This is a genomic window from Prauserella rugosa (assembly GCF_000719975.1).
GTDB lineage: Bacteria > Actinomycetota > Actinomycetes > Mycobacteriales > Pseudonocardiaceae > Prauserella > Prauserella rugosa.
Genome location: NZ_JOIJ01000001.1, coordinates 198,989 through 221,379 on the forward strand (window position 1 = coordinate 198,989; position 22,391 = coordinate 221,379).

Below are 22,391 nucleotides of genomic sequence, written 5' to 3' on the forward strand. Positions count from 1 at the left end.
TGCGCCCGAACGGCCTCCACCAGGACGTTTGCAGCGGTGATCGAACATGTGTTCTACTAGGTGGAGCAGCCGAGACGACGACAGTACGACGTGGGTACGACAGCTTCCGGCGATGTGCGGGGAAGCTCCGGCGGCCGGGCAGGGCGGCCATCGGAGGCACACGGGAGCTCGAGTGCCCGCGAGGGGATGGACCAGTGCAAACGGAGGAATCCGTGATGGAGGGGATCGAGATGGCCTGCAAGATCACGCATCGTTCACTGCGCGACCAGCAGATCCGGTTCGCCAACCGGGAGGCCGCGGAACGGTATGCCGAGATCATGGGCGGTGGCGTCGAGAACTGGGTGTTCACCACCGTGCCGTCGGTGGTCGCCGAGTACGGCTGGGGACCGTATCCGGAGCGGGCCCCGCGCACCCGGCAGCTCGAAGCGGTCGGATAACCGGCCCTCGATCACTACGCTCACGTCCGTGACGAACACAGTGAACACGATCACCGGCCCGGTCACGGACACGATCACGCCGGGAGTGGACAGCGAGGTCGGCCCGCTGCGGTCGGTCCTGCTGCATCGGCCGGGGGGCGAGCTCACGAGGCTCACCCCGCGCAACAACGACCAGCTGCTCTTCGACTCGATCCCCTGGGTGGGCCGCGCGCAGGAGGAGCACGACGCGTTCGCCGAGGTCCTCGCGGGCCGAGGGGTCGAGGTACTGCTGCTGGCCGACGTCCTCGGCGAGGCACTGAGCGACCCTCGGGCACACGCGGCGGGAGTACACGCCGCGGTGGACGAACGGCGCCTCGGCACCGAGTTGGCGGACGCACTGCGTTCGCACCTGAGCGGCCTGGACGCCGACACGCTGCGCGAGACCCTCATGTCGGGCATGACGTTCGAGGAGCTGCCGGCGTCCGAGGGCGCGTCGCTGGTGCGCAGGATGCATCACGCGCACGACTTCGTCGTCGATCCGCTGCCGAACCTGCTGTTCACCCGCGACTCCTCGGCCTGGATCGGCGATCGGGTGGCGATTTCGTCGCTGGCCATGCCGGCACGGCGCCGCGAGACCGAACTGCTGGACATCGCCTACGCCTACCACCCGCGGTTCCGCGCGGCGTCCCGCGCGTACGGCGCGCACTCGGCGCCCGTCGAAGGTGGTGACGTGCTCCTGCTGGCTCCCGGCGTACTCGCGGTCGGCGTCGGGGAACGGACCACCGCGGCGGGCGCCGAATCGCTGGCCAGGTCCGTGTTCGCCGACGGTCTCGCACACACCGTCCTCGCCGTGCCCATCGCGCAGAACCGCGCGACGATGCACCTGGACACGGTGTGCACGATGATCGGCCCGGACGCCGTCGTGATGTATCCGCTCGCGCGTGACTCGCTCGTCGCCTACCCCATGCGGCCCGGCGACGACGGCACACTGCGGGTCGACGGGCCCTCGCCGTTCCTCGACGCCGCGGCCGAGGCCATGGGCATCGACCGCCTGCACGTCATCGACACCGGCCTCGACCCCGTCACCGCAGAACGCGAACAGTGGGACGACGGCAACAACACACTCGCACTGGCGCCGGACGTCGTCGTCGGCTACGAACGCAACGTCGAGACCAACGCCAGACTCGAGGAAGCCGGTATCGAGGTGCTCGCCATCGCGGGGTCGGAGCTCGGCTCGGGCCGCGGTGGGCCGCGCTGCATGTCCTGCCCGATCGCGCGAGATCCCCTGCCCGCAACGCACTGATCCGATGGCGCAGGGTCACGACTTCCCCGAATAGGCGACAAACGATCATGCGACACATAATTAAGCCTCACCTAAGTAATTCGCGATAACTTAGGTGAGGCTTAATTTATTTAGCTCAACCTTGGCTAATGAATTGTAGAGAAATGCGCTCCGGATCACCAGACCCCGGGTGGAAAAATGTGGATCGAGAGGCGTACATTGAATGTATGCCCACCACGAAGACGAACCCCCGTTCCAAGTTCTACGAATTGCTGCAGGGTCAGGTCCACAACGAGTTCAACGCCTCGCAGCAGTACACCGCGCTCGCGGTCTGGTACGACAACGAGGACCTTCCCGAGCTGGCGAAGTTCTTCTACGCGCAGGCCCTCGAGGAGCGCAACCACGCGATGGCGATCGTCCAGTACATGATGGACACCGACCACCACGTGACCATCCCGAGCACCGGCGAGGTGCGCAACGACTTCTCCAACGCCAAGGAGCTGGCCGAGCTGGCCCTCGAGCAGGAGAAGGAGGTCACCAGCGACATCAAGACGCTGACGAAGGCCGCGCGCGCCGAGGACGACTTCCTCGGTGAGCAGTTCATGCAGTGGTTCCTGAAGGAGCAGGTGGAGGAGGTCGCGACGATGAGCACGTTGGTGAACGTGTTCGAGCGCGCCGACGGCAACCTGTTCGAGGTCGAGCGCTTCGTGCACAAGCACCTGCAGGACGACGAGGGCGACGACGACATGCCCGAGGTCGCAGGCGGCAAGATCTGATTCCCACGGGCGTGGCAGCGTTCTAGAACCGAAAAGGGCCGGTACCTCTCACCGAGGTGCCGGCCCTTTTCGCTGCGGGCGAAGAATGTAGGAATGGCTTACCTCGGTTCCACGCGGCCCCCGTGAGTACCGCCGCAACGAGTTTCCCGGTGGCGATGAGTACCGCCGCGCCTCGTCGGCTTCGGTCAGCAGGTCGCGGCAGGGCTGGGAACGGTCAGCCGCAGGGTGGCCACACTGCCGTTCGCGATTCCGAAGACGTAGCGCGACGAGGAGTCCGGGTTCTGCTTCACGTAGGAGTTCTCACCGGCCTGCTCGAGGTCGGGATAGGCCGCGCGGAGTTCCTCCATCGACGACCCGACCCGGATCCCGTCCGGTGTGCGCGCCGTGTCGGCCTGGAACCGCACGATGCCCTGGCCGCCGCGGATCGCGACGCGCGAGATCGCCGGATCGGACACGGCGTACGACTTGCACGAGCCCTGCTCCGGCGGTCCCGTGCCGTCGTCCATGGCGCCCGTCTCGACGGCGGCGGCATAGCCCATGCCGAGGCGCAGCGGGTACTTGCCGGTGTGGGTGAGCACCGGGGAGGCGGGCGCGTCCAACGGTTGCGTCACGATGCTCTCGTCGGAGCTCGACGGCGCGGCGGGGGTGCCGGAGTCGCTCGTCATCGGCGGCGGTGACGTCACCGTCGACGGGGGCGCCGACGGCTCTCCGTCCACGGGTGGTTCGGGCAGGCCCGGCGCGGACTCCGCGTCGCCGGGTGACGACGACGCCGGTGGTGCGGTCCCGGTCGGGCGTGGCGCCGCGGACGTGTCGCTGCGGTCGGCCGCGATGGTGTCGCCGCGGCCGCCCTCCGGCCCGCCGAGCCCGGTCAATGCGACGCCCGCCGAGATGGCACCGACCACGACGAAGACTCCGGCGCTCGCGCTGAGCGCGGCCCTGCGGCGCCGGCGACGACGCGCGCCGGCCACGATGACCTCGGGGTCCGGTCCGCCGCCGGAAGGGAGCCGGTCGCTGTGGAACAGGCGGCGCAGCTCGTCACCGACCACCTGCTCGTCCCGGTCGTCGCCGTGCTCGCTCATCTCACCGCCCTCCCCTCTGGCTCCGGTCCGCCGGTCAGTTTCCCCCGCAGTGTCGCGATCGCCTTGCTGGCCTGGCTCTTCACCGTCCCGGTCGACACGCCCAGTGATGCGGCGATCTCGGCTTCGGACAGTTCTTCGTAATAACGCAGGACGATGACCGCGCGTTGCCTCGGCGGCAGATCTTTCAGCGCCTGCCACAGCGGCTCGTGCTCGAACGGGTCGGCAGGCGTGGCCGCGCCGCTCTCCGGGAGGTCGGCGACGAGGCTTTCCCTGCGGTGTTTGCGCCACCGGCTGATGTGGGCGTTGGCCATGGATCGGCGCACGTACGCGGCCGGGTCGGCGGCCTTGCGCTGCACGCTCGGCCAGCGCGAACCGATTTTCTCCAGCACGGTCTGCACCAGGTCGGCGGCGTCGTGCTGGTTGCCGGTCAGGGCGTGTCCGTAGCGCAGCAGTCCCGGCAGATTCGCCTCGACGAACTCGCCGAAGCCCGCGAGGTCGCCCGACACGAACGTCCTCCTCGCTGCCCGGTACTCCCCTCGGCCCGGAATTCGACATCCCGAGCGTGCCGCACACCACGGCGACGCCTTGACCCTATCGAGCGACGTGGACCCTATCGAGTGGCCAGGGCGGCGACGTCGCCCGGCCGCGGGTCAACCGGTGAATTCGTGCAGCTGCTCGGGCAGACGGAAGGTGCCGTCCGCCGCGGGCGGGAAGGGACACTCGCGCACGACGGCGGAGGTGGGGATCGGCCCGTACACGTGCGGGAACCACGGTGCTCCCGGCTCCGGCGGGTCGGCGGGCTCCCAGCGCACGGGGACTTCGAGCCTGCCCGGGTCGATCACCAGGAGCAGCAGGTCGTCCCGGCCGCCGAAGACGCGTTCGGCGGGGAACTGCACGGTGCCGAAATCCGAACAGTGCACGAAGCCCGCATCGTCCAACGAGGCCGGCTTGTACTCGCCGCCGGGCGGCACCGCCGCCCAGTCGGCTTCCGGGCAGATGTGCAGGATCATCAGCGCAGCGTGAACTGCCGGCCGATCAGACCGTCGCGGGCGCGGCGTTCGGCCGCGTCGAGCGGCGTGTCGTCGAGCGAGGCGAACGCCTCCTCGAGACGCTCGCCGAGCTGCTTGGCAGGCTCGGCCCACTCGCGCGCGTGCGCCTCGGGGTCGAGGTCCCACACCGGCACGAGCAACCCGTGGGCGCGGAACGAACCGGCGAACTTCGTCTCGTCGCCCAGCGTCAGCGTGCCGGCCGCGGACAGCCGCGCAAGCGCTTGCATCAGGCGGTTCTCCTCGGCGGGCCACACCCACCGCAGGTGCGCCTTCTCGCCTGCCAGCACCCAGTAGGCGCCGGGGCTGAGCCGTTCGGTGGGCATGATCGCGTCGTTGGCGCGCTGCAGCGACATGGCGACCTCGCCGGAGGGCTCGTCCTCGTCGTCGGGCAGCCACCACGAGAAGTCCTCGTGCACCTCGACCTCCAGCGGAGCGTCGACGTCGAGCAGGTCCTGCAGCCGCTCGCCGGGCTGCGAGGGGCTCGTGGTGTCGGGGACCGAGAGCACCGCGCCCGGCTCGGCTTCGAGCGCCCAGGTCAGGGCCCGGCCGAGGTCACGGCTGATGTCGCCGGAGCGGGTCTGCACCTGGAGGCCGACGAACACCTCCCCGTCGGCGCGGACGAACGCGGCCGCGGCCATCGGCAGGACCGACGCGATGGTCACCTTCCGGTCGGCGTTGTCCCCCGCGAGCGACAGCCGCGCCGTGCCGGACGGGACGAACTCGCGCATCGCGATGAGCTCCGGTTCCGCCGCGAGGCCCTCGAACGGGCGCCCGACGAAAACGTCGCGGACCTTCTGCTTGCGCTCCTTCTTCCGCGCGGCCTTGCCCACAGCGCTGTCCTCCCGGTCGTGATTCGCCTGGCGGAAAACGCTACTCGACCCCGGCGCCGGTTACCGTCGGTGGGTGTTCGATCCCGCTGATCCCGCCTTCCTCGCCGATCCGTACCCCGCGTTCGCGCGCCTGCGCGCCCAGGGCGCCGTCCACCGGCACGACGGCCTCGGCCTCGCGGTGGCGGTCTCGCACGAGGCCGCCTCGGCCGTGCTGCGGCACCGTTCGCTCGGGCGCATCTGGTCCGACGCGACGCCGCTCGAGCAGTTCGCCTCGTTCAACATGCTGCACCGCAACTCGCTGCTCGAGAACGAACCGCCTGCCCACACGCGGCTGCGCAGGCTCGTCTCGTCGGCGTTCGCGCGCGGTCACGTGGAACGGCTTCGGCCCACCGTGCGGGCGCTGGCCGGGCGGATGGTCGATTCACTGGCCACCGCGATCGCCACCGACGGTGAGGCCGACCTGCTGGAGCACGTCGCGCAGCCGCTGCCGGTCGCGGTGATCGCCGAGCTGCTCGGGGTGCCCGAGGACGCCGGTCCGCAGCTGGTGGCGTGGAGCAACGCGATCGTCAAGATGTACGAGTACGGCCTGCCGGACGACAAACGGATCGAGGCCGAACAGGCGGCCGAGGCGTTCGCGGGCTACCTGCGCGAGCTGGTCGACCACCGCACCGCCGACCCCCGCGACGATCTGCTCAGCCACCTCGCGGGCAGCGACCTGACCGGTGACGAGGTCGTCGCCACTGCCGTGCTGCTGCTGATGGCGGGACACGAAGCGACCGTCAACGTCATCGGTAACGGCGTACGTGCCCTGCTCGAACACCGGGACCAGTGGGACCTGCTGGTGGCCGACCCCACGCTGGCCGCCTCGGCGACCGAGGAACTGATCCGGTTCGACTCGCCGCTGCAACTGTTCGAACGCACCGCCACCGAGGATGTCGAGATCGCGGGCCACCCGGTGCCGCGCGGGTCGAAGATCGCCGCGCTGCTCGGTGCCGCCGCCCGCGATCCGGAGGTGTTCGACGAGCCGGACACCCTCGACATCACCCGGGAGAAGAACCCGCACCTCGGCTTCGGCGGCGGGGTCCACTACTGCCTCGGCGCCCCGCTGGCCCGGATCGAGATCGCCGCAGCGCTCGACGCGCTCGTCACCCAGCTGCCCACCCTGCGCTGCACGCGGGAACCCACCCGGCGGGACGAGTTCGTGATCCGCGGCCTGCGCACCTTTCCCGTGACCGCGGGTTGAGGGCCGGAACGGCGTTCAGCGGACCGACGTGGTCGGGCGCGGGCGGCGCTCGGGCGGCGGCGCGCCGGTCACCTTGACGACGCGGCGCAGGTGCGCGGCCTCGGCGTCGATGGGTGAGAGCAGCCGGGTGATGCGGCGGACGAACACCGCGGTGACGACGGCCAGCCCGGCGGCGGTCGCGTCGGTCAGGGCGCTGAGCACGACCCCGTCGGCGTCGGCTTGGACGCCGTCGCGCAGCCGCCACACCACGGTGAGCACGGCGAGCACCACGTTGGCCGCCAGCGTCGCCCACCAGCCGAGCACCAGCCGCGAGGGCCGGGGCCGCTGATCGGCGGGCCTGCGCAGGGCGGCGTGCTCCAGTTCGGCGACGATCGGCCCGGCGAGCAGCACGTTCACCCCGGGCACGAGCGTGCCCACGAACACCTGCCAGGCCGGACGCGGCACCTCCTGCCCGGCCTGTTCGGCGGCGACCGTCCTGGCGACCAGCAGCCACCACAGCGTCACGCCCACGGCCAGCAGCGCCATCAACGGGGTCATCAGCGCGAACGTCAACACGAACGCGTCCGACGTGCCGACCACGCCAGGGCTCAGCGCCGAGGTCCGACTCTGCAACAGCAGCACGTACCGCCACACCTCGGACAACGCCGCGATCCCCGCCAGCACGGCGAGGGTGATCAGCAGAGCGCCGGCGTTACGGCCGGTCGCGCGGAGGCGTTGCGCCGGTTGCATGCCACCCGTCGACGTGCCCGGCACGGCCGTCGAGGGGCGCCACACCAGGTTCGGAAACCCCCACCGGGGCGTGAACGGATAGCGCGGCGGGCCGGTGTACGGCCTTCGCCGGGGACGCGGGCGCGCACCACCGACGCCGGGCGGCACCGTCGCGATCCACCGCACGTGGTGTCGCGCCGGCGGTCTGCCCGACTGTCCGTTGCCGTGCCTACCCGGATGCATCGCCGCTACAGCACCTCGGGCTCGGCACCGTCGTGATCGCACTCGAGGGGCCTGCCCTCGGTCTGCCACGACTTCATGCCGCCCGCCACGTTGACGGCCTCCACCAGACCCGCCGAGTTCAGCCACATCGTGGCGCGCGCCGACCGGCCGCCCGTGCGGCAGATGACGTACACGGGCCGGTCGTCGGGCAGTTCGGCCAGCTGGTCGGTGCTCGCGGGCAGGTCGCCCAGCGGGATGTGCACCGCTCCGGGTGCGTGCCCCGCGGCCCACTCGTCGGCCTCACGGACGTCGAGCAGCACGGCACCCTCGGTGGGCAGCTCGGACACGGACGTCGTCGGAATCTCGGCAGGGTTCACCACGTCTCCCATCGTCGCACGAGCGCCGTGACGTCACGGTAGGAGCGAGCCGCGTGCAGATTTCGCCCTCCCCGCGGCCGGGCCCGGGCGCTACTTGCGGTGCCGGCCGGGGCTGGTGCGGGTCGCCGAGGAGGTCGCACCGGTCGCCCCCGGCTGACCAGCCGGCCTGACCGTGCCCTGCCCCGATCCGCCCTGCCCCGATCCGCCCTGCGCCGATCCGCCCTGCGCGCGGTCCTCGGCGCGGCCGAAGCGCTGCACGGCACGGTCGCGCATGAAGCCCAGCGGATCGGGGGCGTGCAGGCGGAGCATGACGGCGCCCACGTCGTCGGGAATCCGATCGGCGGTCGCCAGGCTGACCACAATCGTCAGCAGGAACGCCGTCGGGACGGTCACGATCGCGGGCTGTTGCAGCACCCACGGTGCCCACCCGCCGGTGTGCGCACTGACGACGTTGGCCACGACGGCAGCCAGCACCAGGCCACCACCGGCGCACATGCCGACCATCGCACCGAGCCACGTCAGCCTGCGCCACCACACGCCCAGCACCAGCAGCGGCGCGAACGTCGACGCGGCGAGCGCGAACGACATGCCGACACTCAGCGTCAGGTCCTCGATCGGCAACAGCACGGCCAGCGCCACCGCGACGAGGGCCACGACGAGGCTGGACAGCCGGTAGTCGCGCACCTTGCCCGACAGCAGGTCGGTGGCGATCACGCCCGACACGCTCGAGACCAGGCCGGACGCGGTCGACAGGAAGGCCGCGAACGCGCCCGCGGCGAGCAGCGCCGCCAGGATCTGCCCGCCGAGGCCCGGGATCATGCCGGTCGGCAGCGCCAGCACGGCGGCGTCGGTGTCGCCGGTGACGAGCAGCTCCGGGACGAACATCCGCGACAGCATGCCCAGCATCACGGGGAACAGGTAGAACAGCCCGAGCAGCAACAGCACCTGGACGGTGGTGCGCCGGGCGGCCTTGCCGTCGGGGTTGGTGTAGAACCGCGCGAGCACGTGCGGCAGGCCCATCGTGCCGAGGAACAGTGCCAGCAGCAGGGAGTACGTCGACAGCAGGCCGTCCAGGTCTGGACTGGGCAGCAGCCAGTCGGTGTTGGCCGACTTGGCCGGGTCAACGGTCGGCACCGGAGCACCGGCGGGGAACGTCAACGTGGCGGGTGCCTCGACCGCATGGTCCGTACCGGGCTGCCACGTCGTCCACTCCGCATCGCCCACGCGCACGCGGGTCGGTTCGGCGACCCCGAGGGTCACGTCCGTCTCGACGGACACCTGCGTCTGGCCGGTGAACGTCGGCGGCGCGGGATCGCCCAGCGCTCCGCCCGAGCCGGAACCACCGGCACCGCCGGTCGCGAACACCGCGAACAGCACGAACGTCGGCGCCGCAATGGCGAACAGCTTGAACCAGTACTGGAACGCCTGCACCACGGTGATGGCACGCATGCCGCCACCGATGACGTTGTAGGCGATGACGACGGTGACCAGCACCGAACCGGCCCACGCCGGGGTGGGCATGATCTCGGCCAACGCCATGCCCGCACCCTGCAGCTGCGGCAACAGGTACAGCAAGCCGATGAACACGACGAACCACGTCGACACGGTGCGCAGGCCCGTCGACGACAGGCGGGCCTCCATGAAGTCGGGCAGCGTGTACGCCCCCGACCGGCGCAGCGGACCTGCGACGAACAACATCAACGCGAGAAAACCGGCGGTGAACCCGATCGGGTACCACAGCGCGTCGGCTCCCTCCTTGAGGACGAGTCCCGCGACGCCGAGGAACGACGCGGCGGAGATGTACTCGCCCGCGATGGCTGCGGCGTTGCGCCTCGACCGGACGGTCCGGCGGGCCACGAGGAAGTCATGGGTGCTGCGCGCGAACCGCGACGTGCGGTGCCCGAGGTAGAACGTCACCACCACGACCAGCGCGATGCTGGTCACGGCCCACGGGTTCACCTGCACGGACGCCTTCCTCGGGGAGCCTCCTGTCGGCTCGTCGGACTAGTTCTCGATCATGTTGACGAAGTCCCGCTCGTGCCGCTCGGCAAGCCGGTTGTACCACAGTCCCACCCCGAACATGAGGGGGAAAGGCGCGACGCCGAACAGCAGCCAGGGCAGGGGGATGCCGGCCAGCCGCGCCTCCGCCAGGGACGGCGCCGCGAAGAAGAGCACGGGCAGCGCGCCGAGAACCAGCACCACGAGCAGGGCCAACAACACTCCGGTGCGCAGCTGCACCTTGATCAGGTCCTTGATGAGCAACTCGCCCCAGCTGGTCTGCTGCTCGAGCTCCACCCTGGCGCGCAGGCTGTTGGACGCCCGGCTGGGTTCGGCCAGCACCACCCGTTGCCGACGGATCCGGGGCGGCCGCGCTTCGGACGAACGCGGTTCCGGCGAGCGCTGCACCATCGGCGGCGGTGCGGGCCGCGCCGGTTTCCCGAGGGTCGGATCCGGTTCGCGGATGCCGTCCGGCCGTTCGGTGGAGTCGCCCACCGCGCGTCACCCGGCTCGCGACGAGCCGACCAGCTTGTCCTTGAGAGCTCGGGTGTGCCGCCGCGACACCGGCAGGACCTTCTCGTCGTCGCCCAGCACGACCTGGTAGCCGCCCTGCGCCATGCGCAGCTCGGTGATCAGCGGCAACGCGACGAGGTACGACCGGTGGATACGCACGAAGCCTGCCGATCCCCAGCGCTCCTCGAGTTGAGCCAGCGGGATGCGCACGAGGTGACTGCCCTCGGTGGTGTACAGCCGGGCGTAGTCACCCTGCGCCTCGACCCACCGCACCGACGAACGCGGGATCAGCTTCGTCGTGCCGCCCAGCTCGACGGGGATGACCTCTTCGTCGCTCTTCGCGGGCTCCTCGGCCGAGACCGGTTCGGCGCCGACGCGGCCGGTCTGCGTGTCCAGCTTGTCGAGCACCCGGCCGATGGCCTTGTCGATGCGCTCCTGCCGCGCGGGTTTGAGCACGTAGTCGACCGCGCCCAGGTCGAAGGCGTCGACGGCCTCGCTCGCATAGCCGGTGACGAACACCAGCACCGGAGCCGGGTTGAGCGAGGCGAACACGCGCGACATCTCCATGCCGGACAGGCCGGGCATGTTGATGTCGGCGAACACCGCATCGACCGGGGGAAGCCCGGCGGCCTTGCGCCGGTTGATGTCCTCGTCCGCGGATCCCAGCAGCCGCAGCGCCTCGGACGCGTCGACGGCCGGGATCACTCTGCCGACGGCGTCGTTCGACTCGAGGCAGTGCCGAAGCTGGTCAAGGCCGGGCAGCTCATCGTCAACCGCCAGGACGAGGAGCTTTCGGTTGTCATCACGAGCACTCACAGTGAGCGCAATACTGCCGCGCGAAGCACCGGACTGTCTACACCGCGACGGGCGAAACTCGGTGTCACAACCCGAAACGTGACCACGCAGCGCGATGTTCGACGGCGGTCAAGAGGGCCGACATCGGGCCGCCGAGGCCGAGTTTGGCCGCCAGGGGCTTCTTCGGTTCGGCGACGATCAACTCGGCGTCGGGGAACCGTTCGTGGACGACGTCGCGCAGGTTGCCCACGCGGTCGACCAGGCCCAGCTCGACCGCCCGCGTACCCAGCCAGATGTCACCGGTGAACAGGTCCTGCGACGTGTCGAGCCGCTCACCGCGCCGCTCGCGCACCCATTCGGTGAACAGTCCGTGCAGGTCGGAGTGGACGCCCTTGAGCCATTCGACGTCCTCCGGCTTCTCGGGGCTGAACGGGTCGAGCCGCGCCTTGTTCTCCCCCGCCGTGTGCAGTCGTCGTTCGATGCCGAGGCGCGAGATGAGCCCTTCGAAACCGAAGCCACCGCTGATCACACCGATGGAGCCGACCTGGGACGTGCGGTGGGCGATGATCTCGTCGGCCGCACACGCCAGCCAGTAACCCCCGGACGCGGCGACGTCCTCGCAGAACGCGAGCACCGGCACGTTCTTCTCGTCGGCGAGCTGACGGATGCGTTCGGCGATCAGTCCCGACTGGGTGGGCGCCCCGCCCGGCGAGTTGATCTGCAACGCGACGGCCTGCAACCGGTGGTGGCCGAACGCCCTGGTCAATGCCGATTCGACGGACGCGAGGTTGAGCACACCCCTGCCGATCGGCGAGGCCTGCGGCGTGATGACCCCGTGCAGTTTGACGACCGCGACGACGTCCTTGTCCTTGCGCTCGAGGCGCTCACCGACGACGGGAATCCGACCCGCCAGACTGGTCTTTCCCATACGCCCACCGTAGCGGCGATGACGCACTCGGTGTCGCGGAAACCGCACCGCCGGCGCCACCTGTCACTCCGTCGCGTTCCACCGCGCGGCGCCTCCCGGCATCGGTTCGGGTGCCGGATCTGGGGCGGGTCAGCGGCTGGCCGGATCAGGAACGGCGGGTGGTCCCGGTGGGTCGTGGGCCCTGCCTGCCCTGGCGGTCGTCGCGGCCCTGCCGCCGGGACGTCGGCTGGCCACCCGTGGACTGGCCGGAACCGGGCGGCTGTGCGCTCGGGTGCGGGGCGGCGGTGTTGACGTCCCCGGGGCCGGCGGCCGGCCCGTGCTGCCTGGTCGGTTGTGCGACCACCGGGGTCGCGCCGCCCGCCGCGGCGGCCTGCGCCGCGTGCGCGGCCTGTTTCGCCTCGGAGGCCTGTTTCGCGACCGGCTGCCGGGACGGGTTCGTCGAATAGCCCTTCCGGGTTCCCGGCCGCTGCTCCGGCGACATCCCCGGTGCGGACCGCGGACCCGGCGTGCCGGACTGCGCAGCGGCCGGCGCCGACGACGGGGCTCCGGGGTGAGCCGGAGGATGCGACGGGGCGTGCGGCGGGACGGGCGGCGCTTCGGCCGCTGCGGCACCGGCGGCTCCGTCGGCGGGGGAAGCGGCGGGCGGAAGCGAGGGCTGTCCCGCACCCGCCTGTCCGGCGCTCGTCTGGCCGGCAGGGGCCTGCCCAGTGGTGTCCGGGCCTGCGGATTCCGAGGTCGCGGCAGCGGTCTCCGAGTCGCCGGAGCCCTCCGCGGCGAACTTGAGCATGTCGGGTCGCACGCCGCGGACGAATTTCGGCACCCGCATCGACACCTTCATGCCCGCGCCCGGTGCGGTCTCGACGATGAGCGAGTAGCGGTTGCCGAACACCTGGCTCATGCGGCGGTTGATGCCGGTCAGCCCGATGTGCGCGCTGGTGCGGGAGTCGCGCATGCCGTCGAGCAGCTTCGGGTCCATGCCCACCCCGTCGTCCTCGACGCTGATCTCGGCCTCGGTGCCGTAGTCCTGCGCGGTGACGGTGACCGTGCCGCCTCCCGGCTTGTTCGCGATGCCGTGCTTGACCGCGTTCTCGACGAGCGGCTGGATCAACAGGAACGGCACGACGACGGACTGCACCTCGGGGGCGATTTTCAGCCGTACGCCGAGTCGGCCGCCGTAGCGGGCGCTCTCGATGGTCAGGTAGCGGTCGATGTTGCGCAGCTCGTCCGACAACGTGGTGAACGTGCCCTCGGTGCGGAAGCAGTACCGCGTGAAGTCGGCGAAGTCCTGCAGCAGCTCGCGCGCTTCCTCCGGATCGGTGCGGATCAACGAGGAGATCGTGTTGAGCGCGTTGTAGACGAAGTGCGGCGAGATCTGCGCCCGCAGCGCCTTGATCTCGGCCTGGTGCAACTGGTGCTTGGTGTCCTCGAGACGGGCCGCCTCGAGCTGGGTGCCGACGAACCGGGCGACCGCGTCGGCCATCTGCACGATGCGCTTGCCCTTGGTCTTGCCGACGACGATGAGCACCGCCTCGGTCTCGCCCTCGACGATCAGCGGGACGAGCACCGCGGTGCGCATCCGGCACGTCCCGCGGTGGTTGCACGGCATCTTGTCGTGCGAGACGACCTCACGCCGGTGCTTGCGGATGCACGTGCCGATGGTGTCGACCAGGTCGACGTAGTGGTCGTTGGCCTCACCGTCCCACGACAACAACGTGCCCTCACCGTCGGTGATGCCGACCGCGATGCTCTTGAGCAGCTGCAACAGCCTGCTGGTCAGTTTGTCGGCCGCGGCCTGGTCGAGACCTTCGCGCAGTTCGAGCGGAGCCTTCGACATGACGTAGACGGCCTCGAGCACCGCGTCGTCGATGGCGCTGGTCGGCTTGCGCCGTTTCAGCAGGACGATGACGAGAACGACCAGGAGGATCGCCGCGAATCCCCACGGCACGATCTGCATGGTCAGCTGCTCGGACACGGCGTCAATGCTGGAGGGTCGGGCTGGCCCTGGCAAGGCCCGCGGGCGTACTTCGCGTATCTGTTTCACCACCGACCGTCATCGCCCGAGCTCGTGCCCGCCCGGGACGGTGCGATGTCGTCAGCCCTGCGACAGCTTCGTCTCCACCGCGGTGGCGACGCTCGCCGCGTAGGCACAGTCCTGCTGACCCGTGCCGTCGAAGAGCACCCGGACCACCTCGTCGGGGTTCATCTCCATGATCACCTGACAGCCCAGGTCCTGGCTGGTCATGTCGTACTCGGCGGCCGCGCGGCCGTGAATGTTGCCGAGCTGCAGACCGGAACGTTCGATCACGTCCGGCAAGGATTCCTCGGAGAACTCGATCGCGACCTGCACGCCGAGCGAGGGTTCGGAGCTGAAGCAGCTGCCGGCCTTGTGTTCGGGCCGGGTGAACTCGCCCCCGCGTTTGAGCACGTCCATCGGCATCAGTGAACACGGGTCGATGTCGGTCGAGTCGTCGACGTCCCGCAGGTCCTTCGAGCTGGTGACGTCCGTGGTGGCGGGCGACCCCTCGCCGGCCGGCGTCTCCTCGTCGGGCGGCTGGTCGCCGGCCGAACCGTCCGCGGTTCCGCCGGCGGGCGTGGTGGTCGCGGTGGTCGTGGTGGCCGTGGGCGCGGGCGGTGAATCACCGGATTGCGGTTCGGCGGTACCCGCCACCTGACCCCCGCACGCGGTGAGCAGTACGACCGCGGTCGCGGCCACGATCGCGACCGCTCCGCTGCGACGTCGTCTCCGTTCCGTCGTCCCCATCCGTTCCCCCTCGTCGGATCACCTGTGTTCGCTTCGCTCACTTGACCAGGCGCGACAGCCGCCGGTCGGCGAGCGGTTTCCCTCCGGTCTGACACGTGGCGCAGTACTGGAACGCCTTGTCGGCGAAGGACACCTCGCGCACCGTGTCGCCGCACACCGGACACGGCAGTCCCGTGCGCCCGTGCACGCGGAGACCGGAGCGTTTCTCCCCCTTGAGCCGCGCGGCGTCCTGACCGACCGAGCGTTCGACGGCGGAGGTGAGCACGTCACGGGTCGCTTCGAACAGCGCGTCGACGTCCTCCCCGACGAGCCGCGCGGGCGTCGCGTACGGAGACAGCCGGGCGGTGTGCATGATCTCGTCGGAGTAGGCGTTGCCGATGCCGGCGATCGTCTTCTGGTCGGTCAGCACGGTCTTGAGGCGCCGGGTCTCACCGGCCAGCAGGTCGCCGAGCCGGTCGCGGTCGAGTTCGAGCGCGTCGGGTCCGAGAGCCGCGATACCCGGCACGTCGGAGGGCTCGGCGACGATCCACGCGGCGAGTCCCTTTTTCGTCCCCGCTTCGGTGAGGTCGAATCCGACGCCCCCGGACAGGTGCGTGCGCAGGGCGAGCGGGTTCTTACCGCCGGGCCGCGGCGGCTTGGGTGAGAGCTCGTCGGCCCAGCGCAACCAGCCCGCACGGGCCAGGTGAACGATCAGGTGCAGGCCGGAACATTCGAGGTCGAGGTACTTGCCGTGCCTGCCCGCGCCCGTCACCTCCCTGCCGTGCAGTTCCGTCCACGCCGGGGTGACGGTCTTCAGCACGCTCAGCGACGCGATGTCGATCCGGGTCACCGTGCGGCCGACCGCGTGCTCGCGCAGATGGTGCGCGAGCGCTTCGACCTCCGGTAACTCGGGCACGGCCGCTACTCCACCGGGTGCAGCGGACCCTCGAAGTCCGGCAGGTCGTGACGAGCGATGGACTTGGCGATCTGCTTCAGCTCGCCGTTGACGTTGAACACGCCGCGCACGGTGCCGACCCACCGTTCCGAAGGGTGCACGCCCGACGGGTCACCGTCGGTCTCGGCGACGACGGTCCACGGCCTGCGCAGTACCCAGCGCAGCGGGAAGAACAGCGCGATCAGCAACACGCCCAGGGGTACCCAGTCCGGGATGACCAACCGGTCGGGCGTGGAGACGAACAGGACGAACGCCAGTACGACCGCGACGACGGCCATGATGATGCCCGGCGTGTAGTTGGCCGCGGCGTCGTGCTCGAAGTCGTCCGCCGTCGCGGGCTGACGCCATTCCATCTGGGCGCGGATGACCCATTCCCGGCCGTCGTTTCCCCGGGCCAGCCGGTCCATCACGTTCCTCCACGGGCTCCGCCGTACCTGTCAGTAGCAGACGTTACCGGGATCGTCACTCTCCGCGGAAGTGGGCGGCGGCCGGTTTACGACCTTGGTGGAGCTTGAGCTTCAGCAGCTCGGCGCGGCTTTCGGCCACGTCGTCGACCGGCTCACGGGAGGCCTCGCGGAGCGCGCCGGGCACGTCCGGTTCCTCCGATCGCGCGTCCGGGACGGATTTCGGTTCCGGCTGTGTCTCGGTGCGCTGTGTCTCGGTGCGCTGTGTCTCGGTGCGCTGTGTCTCGGTGCGCTGTGTCTCGGTGCGCTGTGTCCCGGTGCGCTGTGTCTCGGTGCGCTGTGTCTCGGTGCGCTGCTCCGGCAGCACCGATCGGGCGTGGGGTTCCGATCGCGGTGCGACCTTCGGCTCCACGTCGCCTGCCGAATCGTTCGCGGCATCGCGCTTGAAGAGTTTCGCGTCACCCGGTGCCGGATCGGCGCGGTACATGCGGGCCTCGCCTGCTGCATCTTCGGCGGCTTCGGCGGTGTCGGCGTTTGTGCCGGTGTTTGTGTCGGCGTGCGTATCGGCGGCGGCCTTCCGGCTCCGCGCGTCCGTGCCGGGCTCGGCCGCGGAGTCGTCGGTGTTCCCTGCGGCGTTCCCTTCCGGCTGCTGGGTGCGGGCCGCGCGGACCTGGCCGGGCGGGGTGCCGTCCGACCCCGCTGCAGCGGGACACTCGGGTGCGGCCGCCGACGGGATTCCGCACGCCCTGCCTTCCGCGGCGGGCCCCTGCGAGGTGCCGCCCTCGTCGGCCACCGGCCCGCCCTCACGCGGTGCGGGCCCTCCGGCCCGTGGTGCGGGCGCGTCTCCGGAACCCCCAGCGCCGTCGGAGCCAGCACCGTCGGGGCCAGAGCCATTGGAGCCAGAGCCGTTGGAGCGAGCCGCACCTTCGGGACCGGCTGGCTGTTCGGGAGCCGGATTCCGGGGTTGCGGCTGTTCGGCGGCCTCGCCGGCCAGTCGTTCGGCGGACCGTTCCGCGGGCGAGGGCGGGACGACGTACTCGGTGTCGGCCAGCGGACCGCGGGCGTCCCGCGGCCGATCGTCGGCCGCTGCACGCCCTGCGCCGGTGTCGCCGCGATCTCCGTTGTGTTCGACGACCGGCGGAGCGGGCCGGCGGCCGTCGCCCGGCACGTGGTCGCGGCCGTGGACGGGCTCGTCGACGATGTTCAGTTCCGGGCCCGGGCTTCCGTGCAGTCCGATGGCCCGCCGGGTGTCGCCACCGTCGAGATGGCCGACCGCCACGATGCCCGCGGCGCCCACCGCGACCGTCGACGCGACGGCGAGGCCGACCTTGACGTGCGCGCCGAGCGCCGCCATCCCGCCCACCGAGGAGACCGAAGCCCCGCTCGCCGAAGACACGGAAGACACCGACGAAGAAGACAGCGACGAAACAGAAGACGCCGACGCGGCCGCCGCTCCTCCGGTCGCTCCGCCGGACGTGGCCACGAGGCCGGCCGCGGGCACGAGCAGGACGAGGATGCCGGCGTGCGACCGGAGGGTGGAACAGACGTCCATCAGTTCGTCGTGGGTGGCGCGGCACGATGCGCACGAGGACAGGTGGGCACGCACCTTGCGCGCTTCGGCGCCGGTGACGCTGCCCGCGGTGTATCCGCCGAGCTTCTCGACGATCGTGCGGCAGCCGTTCGCGCTGCGCCCCGTCGACAGGTGCGCCTGCAAGTACGCCGCGCGCAGGCCGATGCGTGCGCGGCGGGCGAGTGCGGCGGTCGCGTTGGGGCTGAGGCCGAACTCGGGTGCAACGTTGGCGGGCTGTACGCCTTCGACCTCGGTCTGCCACAGCACGGTCCGCCACCGCTCGGGCAGGCTCGAGAAGGCGCGCGTGATCAACGTGGCCTCGGCGGTGGAGCTCTGGGCGTCGGCGCCCGCACCGGCCCTGGTGGTCAGTTCGTCGTCACTGACCGGGACGTCGCGCTTGGCGCCGTGCCACTCCCAGGTGACCCGGCGGGCGACCGTCAACAGGTATGCGCGCACGTTGTCGCGGGGGCCGTTTCCGCGCCGCACGGCCTGGAGCACCCGGAAGAACGTCTCCGCCGTGACGTCCTCGGCCTCCGACGCGTCGCGCGCGATGCCACGCGCGAGCCTCCTGACCGACGCGACATGCAGCTCGAACAGTTCGCCGAACGCCTCGTCCTCCCCCTGACGTAGCCGTTCGAGCAGTTCGACCTCGTCGGTCGCAGGCGCCGTTCGCTCCATTCAGCCAGCCACCCCCTTCGGCCTGCCTCCGGCCCCTCGCCCCGGCAGCAGACACCAGTTGAATGTTGAACACGATACGGAGACTCCGCTGGTGCGTCACCCCTGTGCCGGGCGCCTGACGCCAACGTGTAAACTTCTGACCCGTACCGAGGAACACGGCTTCCACGGACAACTGAATGCGGACGTAGCGCAGCTGGTAGCGCATCACCTTGCCAAGGTGAGGGTCGCGGGTTCGAGTCCCGTCGTCCGCTCCACACCACGAGGGCCTCGCGCTACCGGCGCGGGGCCCTCGTTGCATCTCCCCCATGCGGGCGAGGGTGGATGCGGCTGTTCGGTGGTCTACGCCTGTGTCCGCGACGCGGACAATCTCCTCGTCCCCTGGGAGAGGAGAAGAACGTGTCCGATATCCGGTCCGATGTCCGTTCCGATATCCCGTCCGACGCCCGGTCCGGTTCCGGGTCCGATGCCGGGTCCGATGTGCGTTCCCGCGGCCGTTCCGATGGCCGTTCCGGAGTCCGGCGCCGCCGGGCGGCGGTCGCTGCGGCCGCCCTGATCCCGCTCGCGGCACCGTTCGCGCTGACCGGCACCGCATCCGCACACGGCTACACCCAGAATCCGACGAGCAGGCAGCTGCACTGCAGCGAGGGCGCTGTGACCGAGTGCGGCCCCATTCAGTACGAACCGCAGAGCGTCGAGGGCCCGAAGGGCTTTCCCGAGGCCGGTCCCGCCGACGGCACTCTCTGCGCGGGCGGCAACGAGCAGTTCGCGCAGTTGGACGATCCGGCGAAGGACTGGCCGACGACACCACTGCCGGCCGGTACGGACTACGAGTTCACGTGGGAGCTCACGGCCGCGCATGCGACCACCACGTTCCGGTACTTCGTCACCAAGGACGGCTGGGATCCGAGCGAACCGATCACGCGTGACCAGCTGGAGGCCGAACCGTTCCTGACGGTGGACCTCGAGGGCCAGCGCCCTCCGTTCACGGTGACGCACGAGGGGACACTTCCGGAGGGCAAGAGCGGTCACCACGTGGTGTTCGCGGTGTGGGACGTCGCCGACACGGCCAACGCGTTCTACGCGTGCTCGGACGTCGAGTTCTCCTGACCAGAAACGGAGGCCCCGTCGCTCGGACACGGGGCCTCCGCCGGTCTCCCCCTCTTCTCCCCCTCGCGGCTCCCCTCCGTGCACGGCCGCCGAGCGCCTGCCGTTTCCGGCTGCCTCCGTGACCGTGTCTCATACGATGCCGCACCGGCGCCGCCGCGGCGTCGGGAAAACCACGCGTACCGGCCGGGTAGAACTACTCAGTTTCCCGCGCGCCAGGCCAGCGACGTCATGGACGTGGCGACGTCGGCGACGCGGCGGGCGGTGTCGGTGACCAGGCTCCGCCTGGCGCTGTCGATCCATTCGCCGACCCCGGCGACGCCGACGTCGCGGTACTCGACCGCCTGCAGCAGCATCTCGAGCTTGTCCGCGTCGCGGGCACACCGCGATTCGGGTGTCGAGGCCGCCTCGTACTCGTCGACGGCGCCGCGCACGCTGTCCCGGGCCGCCTCCGGCAACGCGGCCGTCTGGTCGGCGGTGATCCGCCGCGGATCGGGTTTGTCGACATAGGGTTTCGCCGAGTGGGGCAGATCGCCGGTGCGCGTCTCCTGCGTGTCGTGCCACAGCGCGAGGTACGCCGCCCGTTCGGGATTCGCGCCCTCCTCCGCGGCGAGCAGTCCCGCGAGCTGCGCCACACGCATCGAGTGCTCGGCCACCGACTCGGGATCCCGCACGCCCGCCTGCCACCACCCGGCCCTGCGGATGCGCTTGAGCACGCCGAGTTCGTACCCGAACGCCGCGATCGACTCACCACTCATGAGCTGCGAGAACCTCCACCTGCCGCCGTACGTTTCGGACGGTAGATCCGGCCGAAGCTGCGGGGACTGTCCTCGTGGATCTCGACGAGTTCCCAGTCGATCCGCCGCCCACCCGGAACGTCGAAGATACGGACACCGTCGCCGAGGAACACCGGTGCGACGAACACCTGCAGCTCGTCGACGAGGTCGTGTTCCAGCGCCTGCCTTGCGATGTCGGCGCTGATGATCTGCACGTCCCGCTCGCCCGCGATCTCCTTGGCCCGGCGGACGGCTTCGACGACGTCGCAGTCCATGGCCGTCACGGTGGGGTCGTCGGCGAGCTCGTCCGGCCGGTGGGTCAGCACGAACTCCGTGCCCGACCACGCGCCGCCGTAGGCCTCGGAGGTCAGCTCGTCCCGTTCGTCGTGCTGCGCCTTCGCCGCGTCGTACCCGGCACGTCCGGAGATGATCACCGCGACGTCGCCGGCCATGCGTTCGACGGTCCCTTCGGCGAGCGGTTCGGCGGTGGACATCCAGCTCATGTCGTGTCCGGGGCCTGCGATGAAGCCGTCGAGCGAGCAGGTGAATCCCCAGGCGACCTTACCCATGTACGGCTCCCACGGTGAGCGATGCGACCGGCGGAGTCAGCCTAGTGCGAGGGCAACCACCGGCGCACCACCGAAACACCACCTCACTTGCCTACCGCCCTCCGCACAATGCGCGCACGGCATCGACCGAGGGAGGACATCCATGGACGCCGACACGCGAGGTGCACGGCTGCTCAACGCGCGACTGATCAAGGAACGCATCCAGGCCGTCGGGTGCGCGATCGTCGGCGTCGGCATGATCGTGCTCGGCATCTTCTCGCTCAACGACGACGAGGTCATGTGCGGTTCGCAGGCCATGGAGGCGGGCGAGGTGTGTGAGGAGACCAAGAACGGCGAGGTCACCGCCGAGCGCGGCCTGGAGGAGCAGGCCGACGACAACACGCTCACCGGTTGGCTGATCACCGGCGGCGGCGTGGCCATGATCGTCGGGTCGTCGTTCTGGGCCGTCGGTGCCTTCACCCGCAAGAAGCGCGTGACCGCCGACGAGGCCGCCGCGGGCCTGACCCCCGCGACCGTCCACAAGGCACGCAAGGAGAACGGAACCCCGCCGCAGCAGCAGGCCTACGCCCACGCCGCACCGCAGTATCCGCCGCAGCCCGGCCACTCCCAGCCCTCGCAGCCGCACCAGCCGCAGAACTCCCACCAGCCGTATCCGCCACCGGCGCCGTACCAGCCGCATCGCTGAGAACGCGGCGGTACCACCACCGCCGGTAAAACGGGAACCGCCTTTTCATCTGTGGCCTGTACGGTGCGGAACTCGTGAACGCCGGGTTCCCCGAAACCTTCGACCATCCCGGCCGCCGTCCGCACGAACTGCGGATGGCGGTCGAACCGAGAGCCCTGGTAGTCGTGGCCGGATTGCCGGGTTCGGGCAAAAGCACCCTGTTGCGTCACGCCAAATCGGACACCGAGCTCGTCGTGCTCGATTCGGACACCACGCGCTGCCGGTTCCGGAACCTGTTGCCCGCGGCCGTTCCCTACGCCTACTACCGCCCGTTGGTGCATGCGGCGCATCGGTTGTACGTCAGCGTCGTCGTGCTGCGCGCGAGCGGAGTCGTGGTGGTGCACGACCCGGCGACCGGCGCGCCGACCCGCGTCTGGTTGACGACACTGGGTGCGCTCAGCGGGCGACGACGGCACTTCCTGTGGGTGGAGTGCCCGCCCGACAAGGCCGCCGCGGGGCAGCGCGCTCGCGGGCGCGTGGTGCGGAAGGGTTCGTTCGCCCGGCACGTCCGGCGCCTGCCGAGGGTTCGCGCCGCGTTGGAGTCCGGGCTGCGCGGATGGCACACCACCACCGTCGTCGAACGTGCCGACACCGCAGGCGGCCTGCGGTTGCGACTACGCAGGCAGCGGCGGTGACCGGCCGTCCGGGGGACCGT

The 22,391-nt window shown here is 70.5% G+C and carries 23 protein-coding genes, 1 tRNA gene and 1 pseudogene; 8 read left to right on the plus strand and 17 right to left on the minus strand.

Annotation, left to right across the window (positions count from 1 at the left end; all coding sequences use genetic code 11):
- The first annotated feature begins 230 nt into the window (after nucleotides 1–230).
- The 3 genes from IF64_RS25060 to IF64_RS0101010 all read left to right on the plus strand — a co-directional run bounded on the left by IF64_RS25060 (nucleotide 231) and on the right by IF64_RS0101010 (nucleotide 2,474).
- Entirely contained in the window at nucleotides 231–437 is a 207-nt protein-coding gene (locus tag IF64_RS25060) for a hypothetical protein (protein ID WP_051757405.1), read from the plus strand.
- Between the two features lie 85 nt (nucleotides 438–522).
- A complete protein-coding gene (locus IF64_RS0101005; protein WP_425468485.1) occupies nucleotides 523–1,719 on the plus strand; it encodes an arginine deiminase in 1,197 nt (398 codons plus the stop codon).
- 206 nt (nucleotides 1,720–1,925) lie between these two features.
- The gene (locus IF64_RS0101010; protein ID WP_030530052.1) at nucleotides 1,926–2,474 is read left to right on the plus strand and encodes a ferritin; all 549 of its coding nucleotides are present in this window, start codon (nucleotides 1,926–1,928) and stop codon (nucleotides 2,472–2,474) included.
- A 185-nt stretch (nucleotides 2,475–2,659) separates the two neighbouring features.
- On the opposite strand, the gene IF64_RS0101015 is transcribed toward IF64_RS0101010, so the two are convergent.
- From IF64_RS0101015 to IF64_RS0101030, 4 genes are all read right to left on the minus strand, one after another.
- Entirely contained in the window at nucleotides 2,660–3,553 is an 894-nt protein-coding gene (locus IF64_RS0101015; protein ID WP_051757357.1) for a hypothetical protein, read from the minus strand.
- The gene (locus tag IF64_RS0101020) at nucleotides 3,550–4,059 is read right to left on the minus strand and encodes a SigE family RNA polymerase sigma factor (protein ID WP_036875484.1); all 510 of its coding nucleotides are present in this window, start codon (nucleotides 4,057–4,059) and stop codon (nucleotides 3,550–3,552) included. The genes IF64_RS0101015 and IF64_RS0101020 overlap by 4 nt, the downstream gene beginning before the upstream one ends.
- Before the next feature lie 144 nt (nucleotides 4,060–4,203).
- Nucleotides 4,204–4,563, minus strand: coding sequence for a DUF952 domain-containing protein (locus tag IF64_RS0101025; protein ID WP_030530055.1), 360 nt, complete (start codon nucleotides 4,561–4,563; stop codon nucleotides 4,204–4,206).
- Nucleotides 4,563–5,432, minus strand: coding sequence for a DUF5926 family protein (locus IF64_RS0101030; RefSeq protein ID WP_030530056.1), 870 nt, complete (start codon nucleotides 5,430–5,432; stop codon nucleotides 4,563–4,565). Before IF64_RS0101030 ends, IF64_RS0101025 begins: the two co-directional genes overlap by 1 nt.
- Nucleotides 5,433–5,505: 73 nt before the next feature.
- Here IF64_RS0101030 and IF64_RS0101035 point away from each other — a divergent pair, with 73 nt between their 5' ends.
- Nucleotides 5,506–6,675 (plus strand): cytochrome P450, encoded by a 1,170-nt coding sequence (locus tag IF64_RS0101035; protein ID WP_030530057.1) that lies wholly within the window; start codon nucleotides 5,506–5,508, stop codon nucleotides 6,673–6,675.
- Between the two features lie 15 nt (nucleotides 6,676–6,690).
- On the opposite strand, the gene IF64_RS0101040 is transcribed toward IF64_RS0101035, so the two are convergent.
- The 11 genes and pseudogenes from IF64_RS0101040 to IF64_RS25855 all read right to left on the minus strand — a co-directional run bounded on the left by IF64_RS0101040 (nucleotide 6,691) and on the right by IF64_RS25855 (nucleotide 18,563).
- Nucleotides 6,691–7,626 carry a DUF4328 domain-containing protein gene (locus IF64_RS0101040; protein WP_030530058.1) on the minus strand — a complete coding sequence of 312 codons (936 nt, stop codon included), beginning with the start codon at nucleotides 7,624–7,626 and terminating at the stop codon, nucleotides 6,691–6,693.
- A gap of 5 nt (nucleotides 7,627–7,631) precedes the next feature.
- Nucleotides 7,632–7,994 carry a rhodanese-like domain-containing protein gene (locus IF64_RS0101045; protein WP_030530059.1) on the minus strand — a complete coding sequence of 121 codons (363 nt, stop codon included), beginning with the start codon at nucleotides 7,992–7,994 and terminating at the stop codon, nucleotides 7,632–7,634.
- Between the two features lie 78 nt (nucleotides 7,995–8,072).
- Nucleotides 8,073–9,947 carry a sodium/solute symporter gene (locus IF64_RS0101050; RefSeq protein WP_084705571.1) on the minus strand — a complete coding sequence of 625 codons (1,875 nt, stop codon included), beginning with the start codon at nucleotides 9,945–9,947 and terminating at the stop codon, nucleotides 8,073–8,075.
- A gap of 39 nt (nucleotides 9,948–9,986) precedes the next feature.
- Nucleotides 9,987–10,475 (minus strand): hypothetical protein, encoded by a 489-nt coding sequence (locus IF64_RS0101055; protein ID WP_030530061.1) that lies wholly within the window; start codon nucleotides 10,473–10,475, stop codon nucleotides 9,987–9,989.
- A gap of 6 nt (nucleotides 10,476–10,481) precedes the next feature.
- A complete protein-coding gene (locus IF64_RS0101060) occupies nucleotides 10,482–11,321 on the minus strand; it encodes a LytR/AlgR family response regulator transcription factor (RefSeq protein ID WP_145600560.1) in 840 nt (279 codons plus the stop codon).
- 52 nt (nucleotides 11,322–11,373) lie between these two features.
- The gene (locus tag IF64_RS0101065) at nucleotides 11,374–12,216 is read right to left on the minus strand and encodes a S49 family peptidase (RefSeq protein ID WP_030530063.1); all 843 of its coding nucleotides are present in this window, start codon (nucleotides 12,214–12,216) and stop codon (nucleotides 11,374–11,376) included.
- Nucleotides 12,217–12,988: 772 nt separating this feature from the next.
- A pseudogene (locus tag IF64_RS0101070) lies at nucleotides 12,989–14,197 on the minus strand (sensor histidine kinase); the annotation flags it as partial.
- Nucleotides 14,198–14,308: 111 nt separating this feature from the next.
- Nucleotides 14,309–14,977, minus strand: a complete 669-nt coding sequence (locus tag IF64_RS26950; RefSeq protein WP_030530065.1) for a hypothetical protein — start codon at nucleotides 14,975–14,977, stop codon at nucleotides 14,309–14,311.
- Between the two features lie 37 nt (nucleotides 14,978–15,014).
- Nucleotides 15,015–15,872 (minus strand): Fpg/Nei family DNA glycosylase, encoded by an 858-nt coding sequence (locus tag IF64_RS0101080; RefSeq protein WP_030530066.1) that lies wholly within the window; start codon nucleotides 15,870–15,872, stop codon nucleotides 15,015–15,017.
- 5 nt (nucleotides 15,873–15,877) lie between these two features.
- Nucleotides 15,878–16,318: a hypothetical protein gene (locus tag IF64_RS0101085; protein WP_030530067.1), complete on the minus strand. Its 441-nt coding sequence runs from the start codon at nucleotides 16,316–16,318 to the stop codon at nucleotides 15,878–15,880.
- A 55-nt stretch (nucleotides 16,319–16,373) separates the two neighbouring features.
- Complete coding sequence (locus tag IF64_RS25855; protein ID WP_051757358.1) at nucleotides 16,374–18,563, minus strand: sigma-70 family RNA polymerase sigma factor; 2,190 nt, start codon at nucleotides 18,561–18,563, stop codon at nucleotides 16,374–16,376.
- 178 nt (nucleotides 18,564–18,741) lie between these two features.
- Here IF64_RS25855 and IF64_RS0101095 point away from each other — a divergent pair.
- Both IF64_RS0101095 and IF64_RS0101100 read left to right on the plus strand, forming a co-directional pair.
- Nucleotides 18,742–18,817 (plus strand) — tRNA-Gly (locus IF64_RS0101095).
- A gap of 142 nt (nucleotides 18,818–18,959) precedes the next feature.
- Nucleotides 18,960–19,670 (plus strand): lytic polysaccharide monooxygenase auxiliary activity family 9 protein, encoded by a 711-nt coding sequence (locus IF64_RS0101100; protein WP_048808636.1) that lies wholly within the window; start codon nucleotides 18,960–18,962, stop codon nucleotides 19,668–19,670.
- A gap of 197 nt (nucleotides 19,671–19,867) precedes the next feature.
- Here IF64_RS0101100 and IF64_RS0101105 read toward each other — a convergent pair whose 3' ends face one another.
- Nucleotides 19,868–20,425, minus strand: coding sequence for an HD domain-containing protein (locus IF64_RS0101105; RefSeq protein WP_030530070.1), 558 nt, complete (start codon nucleotides 20,423–20,425; stop codon nucleotides 19,868–19,870).
- On the minus strand, nucleotides 20,422–21,012 hold the full coding sequence (locus IF64_RS0101110; protein ID WP_030530071.1) for a dihydrofolate reductase family protein: 591 nt from the start codon (nucleotides 21,010–21,012) through the stop codon (nucleotides 20,422–20,424). The genes IF64_RS0101105 and IF64_RS0101110 overlap by 4 nt, the downstream gene beginning before the upstream one ends.
- 142 nt (nucleotides 21,013–21,154) lie before the next feature.
- Between IF64_RS0101110 and IF64_RS0101115 the strand changes: the two genes are divergently transcribed.
- Complete coding sequence (locus IF64_RS0101115; RefSeq protein ID WP_030530072.1) at nucleotides 21,155–21,697, plus strand: hypothetical protein; 543 nt, start codon at nucleotides 21,155–21,157, stop codon at nucleotides 21,695–21,697.
- Between the two features lie 74 nt (nucleotides 21,698–21,771).
- Nucleotides 21,772–22,371 carry an AAA family ATPase gene (locus tag IF64_RS0101120; RefSeq protein ID WP_246134817.1) on the plus strand — a complete coding sequence of 200 codons (600 nt, stop codon included), beginning with the start codon at nucleotides 21,772–21,774 and terminating at the stop codon, nucleotides 22,369–22,371.
- Nucleotides 22,372–22,391: the final 20 nt, after the last annotated feature.